Annotated in this window: 10 protein-coding genes; 8 read left to right on the top strand and 2 right to left on the bottom strand. The window is 60.9% G+C overall.

What is annotated here, in order from left to right; genetic code table 11:
- Positions 1–80: 80 nt before the first annotated feature.
- Together CBW22_RS10380 and yegD are read left to right on the top strand one after the other, a co-directional pair.
- Positions 81–2,645: a diguanylate cyclase gene (locus CBW22_RS10380; protein ID WP_088516598.1), complete on the top strand. Its 2,565-nt coding sequence runs from the start codon at positions 81–83 to the stop codon at positions 2,643–2,645.
- Positions 2,646–2,720: 75 nt separating this feature from the next.
- On the top strand, positions 2,721–4,073 hold the full coding sequence (gene yegD / locus CBW22_RS10385) for a molecular chaperone (RefSeq protein ID WP_088516599.1): 1,353 nt from the start codon (positions 2,721–2,723) through the stop codon (positions 4,071–4,073).
- A gap of 112 nt (positions 4,074–4,185) precedes the next feature.
- On the opposite strand, the gene CBW22_RS10390 is transcribed toward yegD, so the two are convergent.
- Positions 4,186–5,520, bottom strand: coding sequence for a carbohydrate porin (locus CBW22_RS10390; RefSeq protein WP_021509317.1), 1,335 nt, complete (start codon positions 5,518–5,520; stop codon positions 4,186–4,188).
- Positions 5,521–5,741: 221 nt separating this feature from the next.
- Complete coding sequence (locus tag CBW22_RS10395; protein WP_021509316.1) at positions 5,742–6,704, bottom strand: aldo/keto reductase; 963 nt, start codon at positions 6,702–6,704, stop codon at positions 5,742–5,744.
- A gap of 240 nt (positions 6,705–6,944) precedes the next feature.
- Here CBW22_RS10395 and CBW22_RS10400 point away from each other — a divergent pair, with 240 nt between their 5' ends.
- From CBW22_RS10400 to baeR, 6 genes are all read left to right on the top strand, one after another.
- Positions 6,945–8,174: an MdtA/MuxA family multidrug efflux RND transporter periplasmic adaptor subunit gene (locus CBW22_RS10400; protein ID WP_088516600.1), complete on the top strand. Its 1,230-nt coding sequence runs from the start codon at positions 6,945–6,947 to the stop codon at positions 8,172–8,174.
- On the top strand, positions 8,174–11,296 hold the full coding sequence (locus CBW22_RS10405; RefSeq protein ID WP_088516601.1) for an MdtB/MuxB family multidrug efflux RND transporter permease subunit: 3,123 nt from the start codon (positions 8,174–8,176) through the stop codon (positions 11,294–11,296). The genes CBW22_RS10400 and CBW22_RS10405 overlap by 1 nt, the downstream gene beginning before the upstream one ends.
- Positions 11,293–14,367: a multidrug efflux RND transporter permease subunit MdtC gene (mdtC, locus tag CBW22_RS10410; protein WP_021509313.1), complete on the top strand. Its 3,075-nt coding sequence runs from the start codon at positions 11,293–11,295 to the stop codon at positions 14,365–14,367. Before CBW22_RS10405 ends, mdtC begins: the two co-directional genes overlap by 4 nt.
- Before the next feature lie 98 nt (positions 14,368–14,465).
- Positions 14,466–15,872: a multidrug transporter subunit MdtD gene (gene mdtD / locus CBW22_RS10415; protein ID WP_088516602.1), complete on the top strand. Its 1,407-nt coding sequence runs from the start codon at positions 14,466–14,468 to the stop codon at positions 15,870–15,872.
- Positions 15,869–17,254 carry a two-component system sensor histidine kinase BaeS gene (gene baeS / locus CBW22_RS10420; RefSeq protein ID WP_088516603.1) on the top strand — a complete coding sequence of 462 codons (1,386 nt, stop codon included), beginning with the start codon at positions 15,869–15,871 and terminating at the stop codon, positions 17,252–17,254. The genes mdtD and baeS overlap by 4 nt, the downstream gene beginning before the upstream one ends.
- Positions 17,255–17,263: 9 nt before the next feature.
- Complete coding sequence (gene baeR, locus CBW22_RS10425; RefSeq protein ID WP_031280058.1) at positions 17,264–17,971, top strand: two-component system response regulator BaeR; 708 nt, start codon at positions 17,264–17,266, stop codon at positions 17,969–17,971.
- Positions 17,972–18,102: the final 131 nt, after the last annotated feature.

Genomic DNA, 18,102 nt, shown 5'->3' on the forward strand with positions numbered 1-18,102 from the left:
GACAGATGTGCTAGCATGGATTAAGAGATTGACTGGCGCATTTTTCTTCGAGTAATCAATGCGCGCTGCTGGATTCGTGCATGACTCTTGAGATAGTAACCTCGCAGGATAATCCGCAAAAAAAGTGGCTCAGCGCCCTGCTGCTTTGCGCGCTGGCATTTTTACTGACGCTGTTCTGTCTGGAACTGATTGTTGTCAGCGGCCGCATTTCCCCGCTCTGGTACTCCACCGCGTTAATGACCGTCGTGGTGTTCCGCGCCCCCTCGCGACAGGTACCGCTGCTGCTGGCCAGCTGCGTGCTCGGCACGGCGCTGGCCAATCTGCTGGTGATCGGCCCGGCCCTGAGCAATGTCAAATTCGCCATCCTTAATATGGTGCAGGCCATCCTCGGCGGGCTGATGCTGCGCGCGCTGCTCGACCGCAAAGCCCCGCTCAACTCACTGGCCGACTGGATACGCTTTGCGCTGGCTGCGGGCCTGATCGCGCCGCTGCTGGGCGGCGTCGTGGCGCTGTGGATGCTGCACGTTGACGGCCACGCCTCGTTGCCGTTTTTCTCCACATGGGTGATCTCCGAAGTGATTGGCGTGCTGGCCTTCGGTCCGGTGCTGCTGCTGTGGCCTGATAAACCGCTGCGCCAGCTGATCACGCCGGAACGTCAGCTGGAAACGCTGCTCACGCTGATTGTCACGCTGCTGGCCAGCTATCTGGCGCTGCGCTTCCTGCCGTGGCCGTTTACCTTTATCGTGGTGATTCTGTTCTGGTGCGCGGTGCGCCTGCCCAAATTCGAAGCCTTTCTGCTGTTTTTCCTCAACGCCAGCTTTATCTCGCTGCTGCTGGCGCTCGACTGGGTCAACCTGGCGCGCAACGATCTGCTGCTCGGCCAGGTCAGCACCTGGCTGCCGTTTCTGCTGGTGCTGCTGCCGAGCCACGTGATGTCGCTGGTGATGGATGCTTTCCAGCGTGAAAAGCACCACATCAGCGAAAGCGAAACCCGCTTCCGCAACGCCATGGAGTATTCCGCCATCGGCATGGCGCTGGTATCGCCGGAAGGCGGCTGGCAGCAGGTCAACCAGTCGCTGTGCCGCACGCTGGGCTTCGCGGCGGAAGAGCTGAAAAAACTCACCTTTCAGCAGATCACCCATCCGGACGATCTCAACAGCGACCTGCAGCAGCTGGAGCGGCTGATCGCCGGTGAGATCCTGACCTATACCCTGGAGAAGCGCTATTTCCGCAAAGATGGCGAGATCGTCTGGGCGCGCCTCACAGTCTCGATGGTGCGTGATGCGCAGTTGCACCCGCTCTACTTTATCGCGCAGATTGTGGATATCTCCGAGCTGAAGCAGAGCGAGCAGGTCAACCAGCGGTTGATGGAGCGCATCACGCTGGCCAACGAAGCGGGCGGCATCGGCGTGTGGGAGTGGAACCTGCTAAACGGCGAGATGTTATGGGACAAGCGCATGTACGAGTTATTTGCGCTGGAGCCGCACCGGGTGCCGAGCTACGATCTGTGGCTGCATCTGGTCGATGTTCAGGAACGCGAAGCGGCCGCGCTCACCATTCAGCAGGCGATTGAACGCCGCAGCGCCTTCCAGCTGGAGTACCGCATCAATCTGCCGCAGGGCGTGCGCTACGTGCGCTCCGAGGCCAATAGCATCATCAGCAAGGATGGGCAGATCGAACGCATGCTGGGCATTTGTCAGGACATCACCTCGCTGCGCACGCTGAATGAAGCGCTGTTCCAGGAGAAGGAACGTATGGCCATCACCCTCGACTCGATCGGTGAAGCGGTGATTTGTACTGACGATGAGATGCGGGTGACCTTCATGAATCCGGTGGCCGAGACGCTGAGCGGCTGGCCGCAGGCGAAAGCGGCTGGCGTGGCGCTGAGCGAACTGCTGACGATTACGCGTGGCGCGCAGGGGCCGCGCGTGGAGAATCTGTTGCTGTGCAGCCTGCCCGCCAGCAAAACCACACCGGACCTGGAAGAGGAGCTGGTGTTGCATACCCCGGATGGTGCCCAGGTCGAGATTCACTACAGCATCACGCCGCTGAAAACCCTGACCGGCAGCGACATCGGTGCCGTAATGGTCATTCATGACGTCAGCGAGTCGCGCCGCATGATGAAACGCCTGAGCTACAGCGCCTCCCACGATATGCTGACGCGCCTGCCGAACCGTCACAGCTTTGAACAGCAGCTGAAGCGACTGGTGAATGACGCCGCCGCGCATCACAGTGAGCACGTGCTGGTGTTTATCGATCTGGATAAGTTTAAAGCGGTCAACGATACCGCCGGCCATGCCGCTGGCGATGCGCTGCTGCGCGCACTGGCCGATCTCATGCAACAGCACCTGCGCAATAGCGATGTGCTGGCGCGCCTCGGCGGTGACGAATTTGGCCTGCTGCTGCCCTACAGCAATGTTGACCAGGTGCGCGAGGTGGTGCAGGGCATCGTCAGCGCGGTGCATGACTTTACTTTTATCTGGCAGGACCGGCCGTATCACGTCGGTGCCAGCGCCGGTATCACGCAAATCGATCAGCATAACTGCATCAGCAATGTGGTGATGTCGCAGGCCGATGTCGCCTGTTATAGCGCCAAACACGCCGGGCGCGGCCAGTATCAGGTTTACCAGGAAGTTCAGGGATAAACTGCGGCGCTGCCCATTGCCAGGCCGCGTTGGCTGCGCTAAAGTCGCCCCCTTTTTTCTGGCATGGGGGATACAATGTTTATCGGATTCGACTACGGCACGGCTAACTGTTCCATCGCGGTAACGGATAGCGGCACACCGCGGTTACTGACACTGGAAAACGGTCAGCGCCTGCTTCCCTCCATGATTTGCGCGCCCACGCGCGAAGCCATCAGTGAATGGCTGCACCGCCATCATCAGGTCCCCACGCCAGACAGCGAAAGCACCGCGCTACTGCAGCGCGCGTTGCGTTATAACCGCGAAGAGGATATCGAGGTAACGCCCGCCAGCGTGCAGTTTGGTCTGACCGCGCTGCAGCATTATATGGTCGATCCGGAAGAGGTGTGGTTCGTCAAATCGCCGAAGTCGTTCCTCGGCGCCAGCGGCCTGAAACCCCAGCAGATCGCCTTCTTTGAAGATCTGGTGTGCGCCATGATGCTGCACATTCGCCAGCAGGGTGAAACCCAGCTCGATCAACCGATTGATCAGGCCGTGATTGGCCGGCCAATCAACTTCCAGGGGCTGGGCGGTGAAGACGCCAACCAGCAGGCGCAGAGCATTCTGCTGCGTGCCGCACAGCGTGCCGGGTTCCGCGACGTCGAGTTTCAGTTCGAGCCGGTTGCCGCCGGTCTGGAGTTTGAAGCCACGCTGCAGCAGGAGACTCGCGTGCTGGTGGTGGATATCGGCGGCGGAACCACCGACTGCTCCATGCTGCTGATGGGGCCGCAGTGGCGTAATCAGTCCGATCGCCGTGCCAGCCTGCTTGGCCACAGCGGCTGCCGCGTCGGCGGTAACGACCTCGATATCATGCTGGCGTTCAAAACGCTGATGCCGCTGCTGGGTCTGGGCGGTAACACGCTGAAGGGCACTGCCCTGCCCGCGCTGCCGTGGTGGAACGCGGTGGCGATTAACGATGTGCCGGCACAAAGCGACTTCTACTCGGCTGCCAGCGGTAAGCTGCTGCGCGATCTGGTGCGTGATGCCGAACAGGGCGATAAAGTCGCACATCTGCTGAAAGTTTGGCAACAGAAGCTGAGCTACCGGCTGGTGCGCGCGGCGGAAGAGAGCAAGATTGCGCTCTCCGATCAGCGCGAGACCGCGGCCTCGCTGGCGTTTATTGCGCAAACGCTACAGGCGGAGATCAGCGCCGCGCAGCTGGAAGAGGCGATCAACCAGCCGCTGGCGCGCATTCTTGAGCAGGTGCAGCTGGCGCTGGCCAGTTGTGACACCCGTCCGGAGGTGATTTACCTTACCGGCGGCAGCGCCCGTTCGCCGATCCTGCGCGCCGCGCTGCAGCAGGCGCTGCCCGACACGCCCATCACCAGCGGCGATGATTTCGGCTCGGTCACCGCCGGCCTGGCGCGCTGGGCCGAAGTGATGTTCAGATAATTCCCTCTCCCGCTTGCGGGAGAGGGTTAAGGTGAGGGCCAGACAGCTCCGTGCGATTTTCCCCTCACCCTGCCCTCTCCCAAAGGGAGAGGGAAAAGTCACTTCTGCCAGATTAGAAATTCACGTTCGCACTGATCCCACCCACAAACGCATCTTTCACTTCGCTCACCGCACCCGGTGCCACCACGTATTGCAGGTTTGGACGCAGCTGCAGCCATTTGGTCAGCTGCGCATTGTAATAAACCTCGTAGTTGTACTCGGAACCATCCTGAATCGGCAGATAGGTTGGGCTGTCGAAATCAGTTTCGCCGTTGGCATCATTCTGCTGACGCAGCGAACGGGTATACGCGCTGTTGACGTGAATACGCGCCGCGCCGACGCCAATCTCATCCTGCGGACGCGCATCAAACGGCCCTTTCCAGGTAAAGCTGATCGACTGATAGTTGTCGGTTTTTGAGGTTTTGTGATCGTTCATCACCGCCTGCACCGTCACGCCGAGGCCACGGCTGGCATCGCCGCCCTGTGCGGTCAGCTGCTGCTGTAACAGCACGTAGCCGCCGTAGGCGTGGTCCTTGCTCTGATAAGCGCCATCGCGCCAGCTGCCGTAGTTATCGCCGTTGGCCGAAGAGTAGTAATAACCAATGCGGTAGTTACCCGGCAGGTTAGCCGGCCCGAAGGTCGGTTTCCAGCCCAGTTCCACCGGCACCAGGTTGCCTTCGGAGTTGCTGGTATCCAGACGGAAACCGTCACCGCGATCGTAGTTGGCACTGTTCTGGTTGTAGAAGCCCACCTGGAAGAACACTTCCGGCGTGAAGTTAACCTTCACGCGGCCGCCCCACTGGGAAACCGGCCAGTTAAACCAGCGGTCGCCGCGCCAGTTACCCGCCTGGCCGCTGCCGAATGCGAGGTTCTGGAACTTGCTGTCGAAGTTGTCGAAATCTTCCCCGACGGTAACGCGACCGGCTTTCAGGTTGACGGTGTTATCAAACAGCCCTTTGCTGAGCCAGAACTGCGTCAGACGCCAGGTCTGGCCACGTCCGTACACTTCCTGCACCGATGACAGCATGCCGGTACGGCGGTCTGCCACCTGATCGGAGATATTGCGACCGTTACGGTCGGTAATGGTCATCTGGAACTGCGCATCCTGCCAGTCGAGCAGTTTTTGCAGGTCAAGATTCAGGCCAAACGCCCACTGATCGCTGTAGCGCATCGAGGTGTTGGTATCGGCACCGCCGCCCAGGTTCGAAGCACTCTCCATGGTGTAGTTAACGTCGAATTTCACGCCGTCGTTTTCCAGCTGTGTTCGGTTACCGCCCCAGTCGCCAAACATATAGGGAGAATCGTAGCTGAACGCATCGGCTGCCACCGCCGACGCACTCAACATAGCAAACATCAGGGTGCCCGCTGCCAGGCGAGGCATATGCTGCACTGCTTTTTTTCTGTTCATGATGATTATTCTTCTGTGAATTTCCGGAGAGGAACGGGCAGAGAATAATGCTGAGGTTATGTCAGTTTTTGCAAATCTGTGCGCAGTGAGTGCAAAGGTGACAGTGACTTAACGCAATTGTGACAGCGATCGATGAATGGATATGTTCTGGAGGAAAAAGGCATTTTTTGCGTGGCGAAAAAATTATTACGTGACGGGACGCCGCAGCGTCCCGCTTCGCGTTACGGCTTGCTGGCGCTGGCCAGCTCTTCAATCTCCTGCTTGCTGAGCTCCAGCTCAGTGGCTTTCACCAGCTCATCCAGCTGCTGCAGCGAGGTGGCACTGACAATCGGTGCCGTGATGCTCGGTCGCGCAATCTGCCACGCCAGCGCCACCTGGGTAGCAGAGGCGTCGTGCGAGGCCGCGACATCTTCCAGCGCTTCAATGATGCGCTTACCGCGATCGTTGAGGTATTTTTCTACAATGCCCTGGCCGCGCGCGCTTTTACTGGCGTCTTCCGGCTTCTTGTACTTCCCGCTCAGGAAACCGCTGGCCAGCGAGTAGTAGTTAATCACGCCGAGACCGTTTTTCACCGCCACCTGCTCCAGTCCGCTTTCATACTCCTGACGATCGTACAGGTTGTACTCCGGCTGCAGGGTTTCATAGCGCGCCAGTCCCTCCTGCTTGCTGATGTCGAGCGCTTCCTGCAGGCGCTGCGCGCTGTAGTTGGACGCACCAATAGCCCGCACTTTGCCCTCTTTGATCAGCGAGTCGAAGGCTTTCAGCGTTTCCACCAGCGGCGTGCTGTCGTCATCACGGTGCGCCTGATAGAGATCGATGACATCCGTCTGCAGGCGGCGCAGCGAATCTTCCACGGCCTGGCGGATATAGGCCGGTTTCAGCCCGGTTTTCTCCGGCGTCAGCTCCATACCTACCTTGGTGGCGAGCACGATACTGTCGCGCTTACCGCTTTTTTTCAGCCACTTACCGATGATGGTTTCCGATTCACCGCCGGCGTTGCCCGGCGCCCAGCGTGAGTAAACGTCTGCGGTATCAATGAAGAACAGCCCCTTTTCCACCAGCGCGTCGAGCAGTGAAAACGAGGTTTTTTCATCGACCGTCCAGCCAAAAACGTTGCCGCCAAACGTCAGCAGCGGCACGCTGATACCGCTGTCGCCCAGCTGACGGGTTTTGTGTTGACGCATGTGATCCTCCTTAGTGAAACGAGACTGGTCTGTCATTCAGCTTAGCAAAGGAAAAAGTCACGCTTATGCGTATTGCTGCCAAAATATTTACTGAATATGAATACTTAGCGTGCCCGGGGCGATATTCTTAATTCCTTCAATTTTTGCCCGACCCGGGCGACTACAATCATTTCGTTTGCGCCGCGGTTCGTTTGCGCGCGCATGTGGGGAAAACGAAACCGCCGGAGAGCACACAGAGCAATGAATAAACGATTAAAAACGGGCCTGATTAGCGTGGTGGTACTGGCTGCGCTGGCGGGCGCTTACTACTGGTGGCAGCATCCGGCCGAGCCTGCGCAGGCTACCCAGGCTGATGGCCAGCCGCATCACGGACGCGGTGGCAACAACGGCGGCGGACGCCGTCCGCTGGCACCGGTGCAGGCCGCAACCGCGACCACCGAAAGCGTGCCCTATTACCTCAGCGGACTCGGCACCGTCACCGCGGCCAACACCGTTACGGTGCGCAGCCGGGTCGACGGCCAGCTCATGGCGCTGCACTTCACGGAAGGTCAGCAGGTGGAGGCCGGCGCGCTGCTGGCAGAAATCGATCCCCGCCCATGGCAGGTAGCGCTCACCCAGGCGCAGGGCCAGCTGGCCAAAGATCAGGCGACGCTGGCTAATGCGCGCCGCGACCTCAGCCGTTATGAAAAACTGGCGAAAACCTCGCTGGTGTCGCAGCAGGAACTGGATACCCAGCGCTCGCTGGTCAGTGAAACCCTCGGCACCATCAAAGCCGACGAAGGTAATGTGGCCAGCGCGCAGCTCAATCTGACCTACAGCCGCATCACCGCGCCGATTGCCGGACGCGTCGGGCTGAAGCAGGTGGATGTCGGCAACTACATTACCGCCGGCGATACCAATGGTCTGGTGGTGATCACCCAGACGCACCCGATTGACGTGGTGTTCAGCGTTGCCGAGAACAACATTAGCCAGATCCTGAAAGCCCAGAAAAGCGGTCAGCCGCTGCCGGTTGAAGCCTGGGATCGCAGCAATAAAACCCTGCTGACCACGGGTGCGCTGCTGAGCATTGATAACCAGATCGATGTCACCACCGGCACCATTAAACTCAAGGCGCGCTTCAGCAATCAGGACGACGCCCTGTTTCCCAATCAGTTTGTTAATGCCCGGCTGAAGGTGGATACGCTGCAAAACGCAGTGGTGATCCCGACCGCCGCGCTGCAGATGAGCAACGACGGCCACTTTGTCTGGGTGGTGAACAGCGATAACAAAGTGAGTAAGAAACGCGTCACCGCCGGGCTGCAGGATAGCCAGAAAGTGGTGATTGATGCCGGGCTGCAGGCCGGTCAGCGCGTGGTCACTGACGGTCTCGACCGCCTGACCGAAGGCGCCACGGTGGAAATTGTCGCCGCACAGAGTACCGCCACGCACAGCACGCGCGCGGCGCAACCGGCTCGCGGAGAACGTCAATAATGCAGGTGATGCCTCCCGACGCCAGCGGCGGCCCGTCACGCCAGTTTATTCTGCGCCCGGTGGCCACCACGCTGCTGATGATCGCAATTTTGCTGGCCGGCGTGCTGGGCTATCGCTTCCTGCCGGTTTCCGCGCTGCCGGAAGTCGATTACCCGACCATTCAGGTCGTCACGCTCTATCCCGGCGCCAGCCCGGATGTGGTGACCTCGTCGATTACCGCGCCGCTTGAGCGCCAGTTCGGGCAGATGTCCGGCCTGAAGCAAATGGCGTCGCAAAGCTCCGGCGGTGCCTCGGTGATTACGCTGCAGTTCCAGCTGACGCTGGCGCTCGATGTTGCCGAACAGGAAGTGCAGGCGGCGATCAACTCTGCCACTAACCTGCTGCCTGGCGATCTGCCGAATCCGCCGGTGTACAGCAAAGTCAATCCGGCCGATCCGCCAATCATGACGCTGGCCGTTACCACCACCAGTATGCCGCTGACGCAGGTGCAGGATATGGTGGAGACGCGGGTGGCGCAGAAGATTTCCCAGGTCTCCGGCGTCGGTCTGGTCACGCTCTCCGGCGGCCAGCGTCCGGCGGTGCGGGTGAAGATGAACGCACAGGCGCTGGCGGCCCTCGGCCTCACCAGCGAGACGGTGCGCACCGCCATCAGCAACGCCAACGTCAATTCGGCGAAAGGCAGCCTTGATGGTCCAACGCGCTCCATCACGCTGTCGGCCAATGACCAGATGACCTCCGCGGAGGATTACCGCAAGCTGATCGTCAGCTACAGCAACGGCGCGCCGGTGCGGCTGGGCGACGTCGCCACGGTTGAACAGGGCGCAGAAAACAGCTGGCTGGGCGCCTGGGCCAACCGTCAGCCGGCGATTGTGCTGAACGTGCAGCGCCAGCCGGGCGCCAATATTATCGCTACCGCTGACAGCATCCGCGCGCTGCTGCCGTCGCTGACCGCCACGCTGCCGAAGTCGGTTGACGTCAAACTGCTCACCGATCGCACCACCAACATTCGCGCCTCGGTAGCGGATACCCAGCATGAGCTGATGCTGGCCATCGGGCTGGTGGTGATGATCATCTATCTGTTTCTGCGCAATGTCCCGGCCACCATTATTCCGGCAGTCGCGGTACCGCTGTCGCTGGTCGGCACCTTTGCCGCCATGTATTTCCTTGGCTTTTCGATCAATAACCTGACGCTGATGGCGCTGACCATCGCCACCGGCTTTGTGGTCGATGACGCCATCGTGGTAATCGAGAACATCTCGCGCTACATCGAAAAAGGCGAAAAGCCGATGACCGCCGCGCTGAAAGGTGCCGGTGAGATTGGCTTCACCATCATCTCCCTCACCTTCTCGCTGATCGCGGTGCTGATTCCGCTGCTGTTCATGGGCGACGTGATTGGCCGTTTGTTCCGCGAGTTCGCCGTGACGCTGGCGGTGGCGATTCTGATCTCGGCGGTGGTCTCGCTGACGCTGACGCCGATGATGTGCGCGCGCATGCTAAGCGCCGAATCGCTGCGCAGGCAGAACCGCTTCTCCCGCGCCAGCGAGGCGATGTTCGATAAGGTGATTGCCGGCTATGGCCGCTGGCTGACGCGCGTGCTGCGCCACCCGTGGCTGACGCTGTCGGTGGCGCTCGGCACACTGCTGCTGACGGTGCTGCTGTGGGTGGTGATTCCGAAGGGCTTCTTCCCGCAGCAGGACAACGGCATCATTCAGGGCACGCTGCAGGCGCCGCAGTCGGTCTCTTACGCCAGTATGGCGCAGCGCACCCGCGACGTGGCATCGATCATTATGAAAGATCCGGCGGTGCAGAGCCTGACCTCGTTCGTCGGCGTGGATGGCACCAACGCGGCGCTTAACAGCGCGCGGCTGCAAATTAACCTGAAACCGCTGGACCAGCGTGACGATCGTATTCCGGCAGTGCAGCAGCGGCTGCAGCAGGCGATCGATCGCCTGCCCGGCGTGTCGCTGTGGCTGCAGCCGGTACAGGATCTGACCATTGATACCCAGGCGAGCCGCACGCCATACCAGTTTACCCTGCAGTCGGGTTCGCTGGAGTCGCTGGGCAGCTGGGTGCCGAAACTGCTGGCACAGCTCAATACGCTGCCGCAGCTGCGCAACGTCAGCAGCGACTGGCAGGATCAGGGGCTGGAAGCCTTTGTGCGCGTCGATCGCGACAGCGCCAGCCGGCTCGGCATCAGCATGGCCGACATTGATAACGCGCTGTACAACGCCTTTGGCCAGCGCCTGATCTCAACGATTTACACCCAGGCCAATCAGTATCGCGTGGTGCTGGAGCAGGACAACACGCAAACCCCCGGTCTCGCCAGCCTCGACGCGATTCGCCTGAACAGCAGCGACGGCGGCAGCGTGCCGCTCAGCGCCATCGCGCAAGTCGAAGAGCGCCACGCTGCGCTGAGCATTAATCATCTCGACCAGTTCCCGTCGGCCACCTTCTCGTTTGACGTGGCGCACGGCTACTCGCTCGGCGATGCGCTGCAGGCAATCACCACGGCGGAAGATCAGGTCGGCATGCCGGCAGAGATGATGACGCAGTTCCAGGGCAGCACGCTGGCGTTTGAAGCGGCGCTGACCAGCACCATCTGGCTGATCGTCGCGGCGGTAGTGGCGATGTATATCGTGCTCGGCGTGCTGTATGAGAGCTTCATCCACCCGATTACTATTCTATCGACGCTGCCCACCGCCGGCGTTGGCGCGCTGCTGGCGCTGATGCTGAGCGGCAACGAGCTGGATATCATCGCCATCATCGGCATCATTTTGCTGATCGGTATCGTGAAGAAGAACGCCATCATGATGATCGACTTCGCGCTGGCCGCCGAGCGTGAACAGGGCATGGCGCCGCGTGAGGCGATCTATCAGGCCTGTCTGCTGCGCTTCCGGCCGATTCTGATGACCACGCTGGCGGCGCTGCTTGGCGCGCTGCCGCTGATGCTCAGCACCGGCGTCGGCGCGGAGCTGCGTCGTCCGCTCGGCATCGCCATGGTCGGTGGCCTGGTGCTGAGCCAGGTGCTGACACTGTTTACCACTCCGGTGATCTATCTGCTGTTTGATCGACTTGCCCACGCCACGCGCCGGCGTCTGAAAGGCACGGAGGCGCAGTCGTGAAGTTTTTCGCCCTGTTTATCCATCGGCCGGTTGCCACCACGCTGCTGACACTGGCGATTGCGCTGGCGGGCATTCTCGGCTTCCGTCTGCTGCCGGTGGCGCCGCTGCCGCAGCTGGATTTCCCGGTGATCCTCATCTCGGCCTCGCTGCCCGGCGCGTCGCCGGAAACCATGGCGGCCTCGGTCGCCACGCCGCTGGAGCGCTCGCTGGGGCGCATTGCCGGCGTCAGTGAAATGACTTCCACCAGCTCGCTGGGCAGCACGCGCATCATCCTGGTGTTTGATTTCGACCGCGACATCAACGGCGCGGCGCGCGACGTGCAGGCGGCGATCAACGCCGCCCAGAGCCTGCTGCCGACCGGCATGCCCAATCGCCCAACCTACCGCAAAGCCAACCCGTCCGATGCGCCGATCATGATCCTCACCATGACGTCGGATATTTATAATCCCGGTCAGCTGTATGATTACGCGTCGACGCAACTGGCACAGAAGCTGTCGCAGATTGATGGCGTCGGTGATGTCACGGTAGGCGGCAGTTCGCTGCCGGCGGTGCGCGTCGACCTCAATCCGCAGGCGCTGTTTAATCAGGGCGTGTCGCTGGATGCGGTGCGCACCGCCATCAGCAACGCCAACCAGCGCCGTCCGCAGGGTGCCATCGACGATACCCAGCAGCGCTGGCAGGTACGGACCAACGATGAGCTGCAAACCGCCAGCGTCTACCAGCCGCTGGTGGTGCATTACAACAACGGCGCGGCGGTACGGCTGAGCGATGTGGCGAACGTGCAGGATTCGGTGCAGGACGTGCGCAACGCCGGGATGACCAACGGTAAACCAGCGGTGCTGCTGGTGGTGCGCAAGTCGCCGGACGCCAACATTATTGATACCGTCGACCGCATCCGGGCGGAAATGCCGGAGCTGCATGAGGTGATCCCGGCGGCTATCGACCTGCAAATCGCCCAGGACCGTTCGCCCACTATCCGCGCCTCGCTGCATGAAGTGGAGCAGTCGCTGGTGATCGCCGTGGCGCTGGTGATTCTGGTGGTGTTTTTCTTCCTGCGCGACGGCCGCGCCACGCTGATTCCGGCGGCGGCGGTACCGGTGTCGCTGATTGGTACCTTCGCCGCCATGTACCTGTGCGGCTTCAGCCTGAATAACCTGTCGCTGATGGCGCTGACCATCGCCACCGGCTTTGTAGTGGATGACGCCATCGTGGTGCTGGAGAACATCGCGCGTCACGTCGAAGCCGGCATGAAGCCGCTGCAGGCGGCACTCACCGGGGTGCGCGAGGTGGGCTTTACCGTGCTGTCGATGAGCCTGTCGCTGATTGCGGTGTTCCTGCCGCTGCTGATGATTGGCGGCATTATTGGTCGCTTCTTCTCGGAGTTTGCCATCACGCTGTCGGTGGCGATTCTCATCTCGCTGTTTATCTCCATTACCCTGACGCCGATGATGTGTGCGTATCTGCTGAAACCGCAGGCGAAGCGCAGCCAGCCGCGCACGCGCGGATTTGGCCGCGTGCTGCTGGCGGTGCAGCAGGGCTATGCGCGCTCGCTGGGCTGGGTGCTGAACCACGCAATCTGGGTACTGTTGCTGCTGCTCGGCACCGTCGGGCTGACCATCTGGCTGTTTATCGCCATCCCGAAAACCTTTATGCCCGAGCAGGACACCGGCCGTCTCAACGGCTTTATCTCCGCCGATCAAAGCATTTCGTTTCAGGCGATGCGCGGCAAGCTGCAGGATTTCATGAACATCATCAAGGCTGACCCGGCGGTCGATAACGTCACCGGCTTCACCGGCGGCTCGCGCACCAACAGCGGCTCGATGTTTGTGTCACTCAAGCCGCTGTCAGAACGCAGCGAAAGCGCGCAGGAAGTGATCGCTCGCCTGCGCGTGAAGCTGGCGAAAGAACCGGGTGCCAACCTGTACCTCAATGCGGTGCAGGATATTCGCGTCGGCGGACGCGAATCGAACGCCAGTTATCAGTACAGCCTGCTTTCGGATAACCTCGCCGATTTACGTGAGTGGGAGCCGAAAATCCGCCAGGCGTTTGCCGCGCTGCCAGAGCTGGCCGATGTGAACTCGGATCAGCAGGACAACGGCAGCGAAATGGCGCTGACTTACGATCGCGAAAGCATGGCGCGCCTCGGCATCGACGTGTCGGCGGCCAATGCGCTGCTGAATAACGCCTTCGGCCAGCGGCAAATCTCCACCATCTACCAGCCGCTGAATCAGTACAAAGTGGTGATGGAGGTGGATCCGCGCTATACCCAGGATGTCAGCGCGCTGGATCAGATGTTCGTGATCAACAGCGACGGCAAAGCGATTCCGCTCAGCTGGTTTGCTAAATGGCAGCCGGCCAACGCGCCGCTGTCGGTCAACCATCAGGGGCTGTCGGCGGCCTCGACCATCTCGTTTAACCTGCCGGAAGGGGTCTCGCTGTCGCAGGCGTCAGAGGCCATTGACCGCACCATCACGGCGATTGGCGTGCCGTCCAGCGTGCGCGGCAGCTTCGCCGGCACCGCGCAGGTATTTCAGGATTCGCAGTCGAACCAGCTGTGGCTGATGCTGGCGGCGATTGCCGCGGTGTATATCGTGCTCGGCATTCTGTATGAGAGCTACGTGCATCCCCTGACGATTCTCTCTACCCTGCCCTCGGCGGGCGTCGGCGCGCTGCTGGCGCTGCAGCTGTTTAATACGCCGTTCAGCCTGATTGCGCTGATCGGCATCCTGCTGCTGATCGGTATCGTGAAAAAGAACGCCATCATGATGGTGGATTTCGCGCTGGAGGCGGAGCGCAACGGCAATCTGTCGGCGCGCGACGCCATTTTCCAGGCGTGCCAGCTGCGTTTCCGCCCGATTCTGATGACCACGCTGGCGGCGCTGTTTGGTGCGCTGCCGCTGGTGCTGACCAGCGGGGACGGCGCGGAGCTGCGCCAGCCGCTGGGCATCACCATTGCCGGTGGGCTGGTGATGAGCCAGCTGCTGACGCTGTACACCACACCGGTGGTGTACCTGATGATGGATAAACTGCGCCGTCGGAAAAAGCAGCCGCGGTTGATAACGGAGCCATAACGTCATACCTGCACTAACCGTAGCGGTGCAATTCAACGCGCGATAAATCGCGCCGCTACGCGACCTGCGGCTGATGAAACTGTTAACACGGGATGACCATGAACGCACAAACCGCCACCGTCCGCTGGCAACTGTGGATTGTGGCCTTCGGCTTTTTTATGCAGACGCTGGATACCACCATTGTGAACACCGCGATTCCGGCGATGGCCCACGATCTCAACGTCAGCCCGCTGCATATGCACTCGGTGATTGTCTCCTACGTGCTTACCGTGGCGGTCACGCTGCCGCTCAGCGGCTGGCTGGCAGACCGCTTTGGCGTGCGCAACATCTTCTTCTGCGCCATCGTGCTGTTTAGCCTCGGTTCGCTGCTGTGTGCCTTCGCCACGTCACTTGACCAGCTGGTGATGGCGCGCGTGGTTCAGGGCATCGGCGGTGCGATGATGGTGCCGGTAGGCCGGCTGACGGTGATGAAGATCGTGCCGCGTGAGCAGTACATGTCGGCCATGACCTTTGTCACCCTGCCCGGCCAGATTGGCCCGCTGCTCGGCCCGGCGCTGGGCGGCATTCTGGTGGAGTATGCCAGCTGGCACTGGATCTTCCTGATTAACATTCCGGTTGGCATCATCGGTGCCATTGCCACGCTGCTGCTGATGCCGAACTACACCATGCAGACGCGACGCTTTGACTTCCTCGGTTTTATGCTGCTGGCGGTCGGCATGGCTACGCTGACGCTGGCGCTCGACGGCCAGCGCAGCGCCGGCGGCTCGCCGCTGCTGCTGTGCCTGCTGATTCTGCTGGGGGTATTTTCCCTGCTGTTCTACCTGATGCACGGCCGCAACAACGATAACGCGCTGTTTAGCCTGAAGCTGTTTGATAACCGCATTTACGCCATCGGCCTGCTCGGCAGCTTCACCGGCCGCATCGGCAGCGGCATGCTGCCGTTTATGACGCCGATTTTTCTGCAGGTGGGCCTCGGCTTTAGCCCGTTCCACGCCGGGCTGATGATGATCCCGATGGTGCTGGGCAACATGGGCATCAAACGTGTGGTGGTGCGCATCGTGAACCTGTTTGGCTATCGTAACGCGCTGGTGGGCGGCACCCTGGCGCTGGCACTGGTGGTGGTGCTGTTTCCCGTGGTGGCGCTGCTCGGCTGGATCTGGCTGCTGCCCGTGGTGCTGCTGTTGCAGGGCATGGTCAATGCCATCCGCTTTTCGTCCATGAATACCCTGACGCTGAAAGAGCTGCCGGACGAGCTGGCCTCGAGCGGCAACAGCCTGCTGTCGATGATCATGCAGCTGTCGATGAGTATCGGCGTCACCGTGGCTGGTCTGCTGCTCGGCGCTTTCGGCCATGGCGCGGTGAGCGACAGCGCCGCGACCCATCAAACCTTTATGTACACCTATTTGTGCATGGCGCTGGTGATTGCGCTGCCGGCGCTGGTGTTCTGGCGCGTACCCGCCGATGTGAGTAAAAACGTGGACCTGAGAGGCAGGAGAAAAGGATGAAGCAGCCGGTAAAACTCGGCATCAGCGCCAAACTGTTTATGGCGATTTTTTCCACCTGCATGCTGGTGATCATCACCATGCACTGGGGCGTGCGCCTCAGCTTTGAGCATGGCTTTGTCGATTACATCAAAAAGGGCAATGAGCAGCGCCTGACGCTGCTGAGCGATGCGCTGGCCGATCAATACGAACAGCACGGTAGCTGGGATTTTTTGCGTAACAACGACCGGCTGATTTTCACCATTCTGCGCTCGCTGGAACAGAATCCCGGCAGCGGCACTCAGCTGCCGCCGCACGGCTGGCGCACCCAGTTTTGGATTATCGATCAGCAGTACAAAATATTGTCCGGCCCGCGCTCGCCGGTGCCGCCGGAAGGCTCGCGCCGCAATATCACCACCAGCAACGGCAAGATTGTTGGCTGGGTGATTGCCTCGCCCGCCGAGCGACTGACGCGCAGCACCGATATCAACTTTGACCATCAGCAGCGCCAGACCAGCTGGCTGATTGTCGGCCTCACCACGCTGCTGGCCGCACTGGTCACCTGGCTGCTGGCGCGCGGCCTGCTGGCACCGGTGAAACGGCTGGTGGACGGCACCCATCAGTTGGCGGCGGGCAAATTTACCACCCGGGTGGAGGTCGGCAGCAGCGACGAAATTGGTCAGCTGGCGCGCGACTTCAACCAGCTGGCGCGCTCGCTGGAGAAAAATGAGAGCAACCGGCGCGCCTTTATGGCCGATATTTCCCACGAGCTGCGTACGCCGCTGGCGATTTTGCGCGGTGAGCTGGAGGCGATGCAGGATGGCGTGCGCAAACTGACCCCCGACGCCATCAGTTCGCTGCAGAGTGAAGTCGCGCTGCTGACCCAGCTGGTGGAAGACCTGCACCAGCTGTCGCTCTCCGACGCGGGCGCCCTCGCCTACCGCAAACAGCCAGTGGATCTGGTTAGTCTGCTGGAGGTGGTGGCGGGCAGTTTTGGCGAACGCTATCGCAGCCGGGGGTTGACGCTCAGCCTGATGCTGCCGGCGCAGGCCAGCAGCTTTGGCGATCCGGACCGGCTGATGCAGCTGTTTACTAACCTGCTGGAAAACAGCCTGCGCTACACCGATACCGGCGGCACGGTGCAGCTCAGTATGCAGCTCAGCGGCGAGCAGTGGCAGCTACAGTTTGCCGACAGCGCACCGGGCGTCGAGCGTCAGCAGCAGGCGCAGCTGTTTGAGCGCTTCTTCCGCGCCGAAAGCTCGCGCAATCGCGCCAGCGGCGGCTCAGGGCTCGGTCTGGCGCTCTGCAAGAATATTGTTGAGGCGCATGACGGCAGCATTAATGCGGCCGACTCTGATTTAGGTGGGCTGAAAATCACGCTAAACTTGCCGTATGTTCCTCACTAGACACCCTTTATGAGCACGGAAAATAGCGATCCCCTGATTCTTGTTGTGGAAGACGAACCCAAACTGGCGCAGCTGATGATTGATTATCTGCAGGCGTCAAACTACCGCACGCACCATCTCGCCGATGGCAACGCGGTACTGAGTTACGTGCAGCAAACCCCGCCGGACCTGATGCTGCTGGATTTGATGCTGCCGGGCCGTGACGGCCTGACGCTGTGCCGGGAAATCCGCCGCTTCTCCGAGCTGCCGATTATCATGGTGACCGCACGCACGGAAGAGATCGATCGCCTGCTCGGGCTGGAGATTGGCGCTGACGACTATATCTGCAAACCTTTCAGCCCGCGTGAAGTGGTGGCGCGGGTGAAAACCATTCTGCGCCGGGTGAAACGTTCGCCAGAAGAGGCGCAGCTGGCCTCGCATCTGCTGATCGATGAAGGACGTTTCCAGGCCAGCTGGCGCGAACAGCCGCTGGAGCTGACGCCCGCCGAGTTCCGCCTGCTGAAAACCCTGGCGCTGGAGCCGGGCAAAGTGTTTTCGCGCGAGCAACTGCTGAACCATCTGTATGACGACTATCGCGTGGTCACCGATCGCACCATTGACAGCCACATCAAGAACCTGCGGCGCAAGCTGGAGAACCTTGATGCCGAACAGCCGTTTATTCGCGCCGTGTACGGCATGGGATATCGCTGGGAAGCGGATGTGGGCCGCCTGCTGTAACCGCTTAGATTGATCCAGGTCAATTTACATCGGGAGTCGCCCTGCCTACAATTCCCCACCTTTTGCAGGGCCGCCTGACGCGGCCGCTGCACGTGCCATCCGTGATGGCAGCTGACCTGACATCAGTGAGA

This window comes from Pantoea sp. VS1 (assembly GCF_002207995.1).
Lineage (GTDB): Bacteria > Pseudomonadota > Gammaproteobacteria > Enterobacterales > Enterobacteriaceae > Pantoea > Pantoea dispersa.

Coding starts and splice junctions, on each gene's coding strand:
- CBW22_RS10380 (WP_088516598.1), top strand. CDS start 81: ATGACTCTTGAGATAGTAACCTCGCAGGATAATCCGCAAAAAAAGTGG.
- yegD (WP_088516599.1), top strand. CDS start 2,721: ATGTTTATCGGATTCGACTACGGCACGGCTAACTGTTCCATCGCGGTA.
- CBW22_RS10390 (WP_021509317.1), bottom strand. CDS start 5,520: ATGAACAGAAAAAAAGCAGTGCAGCATATGCCTCGCCTGGCAGCGGGC.
- CBW22_RS10395 (WP_021509316.1), bottom strand. CDS start 6,704: ATGCGTCAACACAAAACCCGTCAGCTGGGCGACAGCGGTATCAGCGTG.
- CBW22_RS10400 (WP_088516600.1), top strand. CDS start 6,945: ATGAATAAACGATTAAAAACGGGCCTGATTAGCGTGGTGGTACTGGCT.
- CBW22_RS10405 (WP_088516601.1), top strand. CDS start 8,174: ATGCAGGTGATGCCTCCCGACGCCAGCGGCGGCCCGTCACGCCAGTTT.
- mdtD (WP_088516602.1), top strand. CDS start 14,466: ATGAACGCACAAACCGCCACCGTCCGCTGGCAACTGTGGATTGTGGCC.
- baeS (WP_088516603.1), top strand. CDS start 15,869: ATGAAGCAGCCGGTAAAACTCGGCATCAGCGCCAAACTGTTTATGGCG.
- baeR (WP_031280058.1), top strand. CDS start 17,264: ATGAGCACGGAAAATAGCGATCCCCTGATTCTTGTTGTGGAAGACGAA.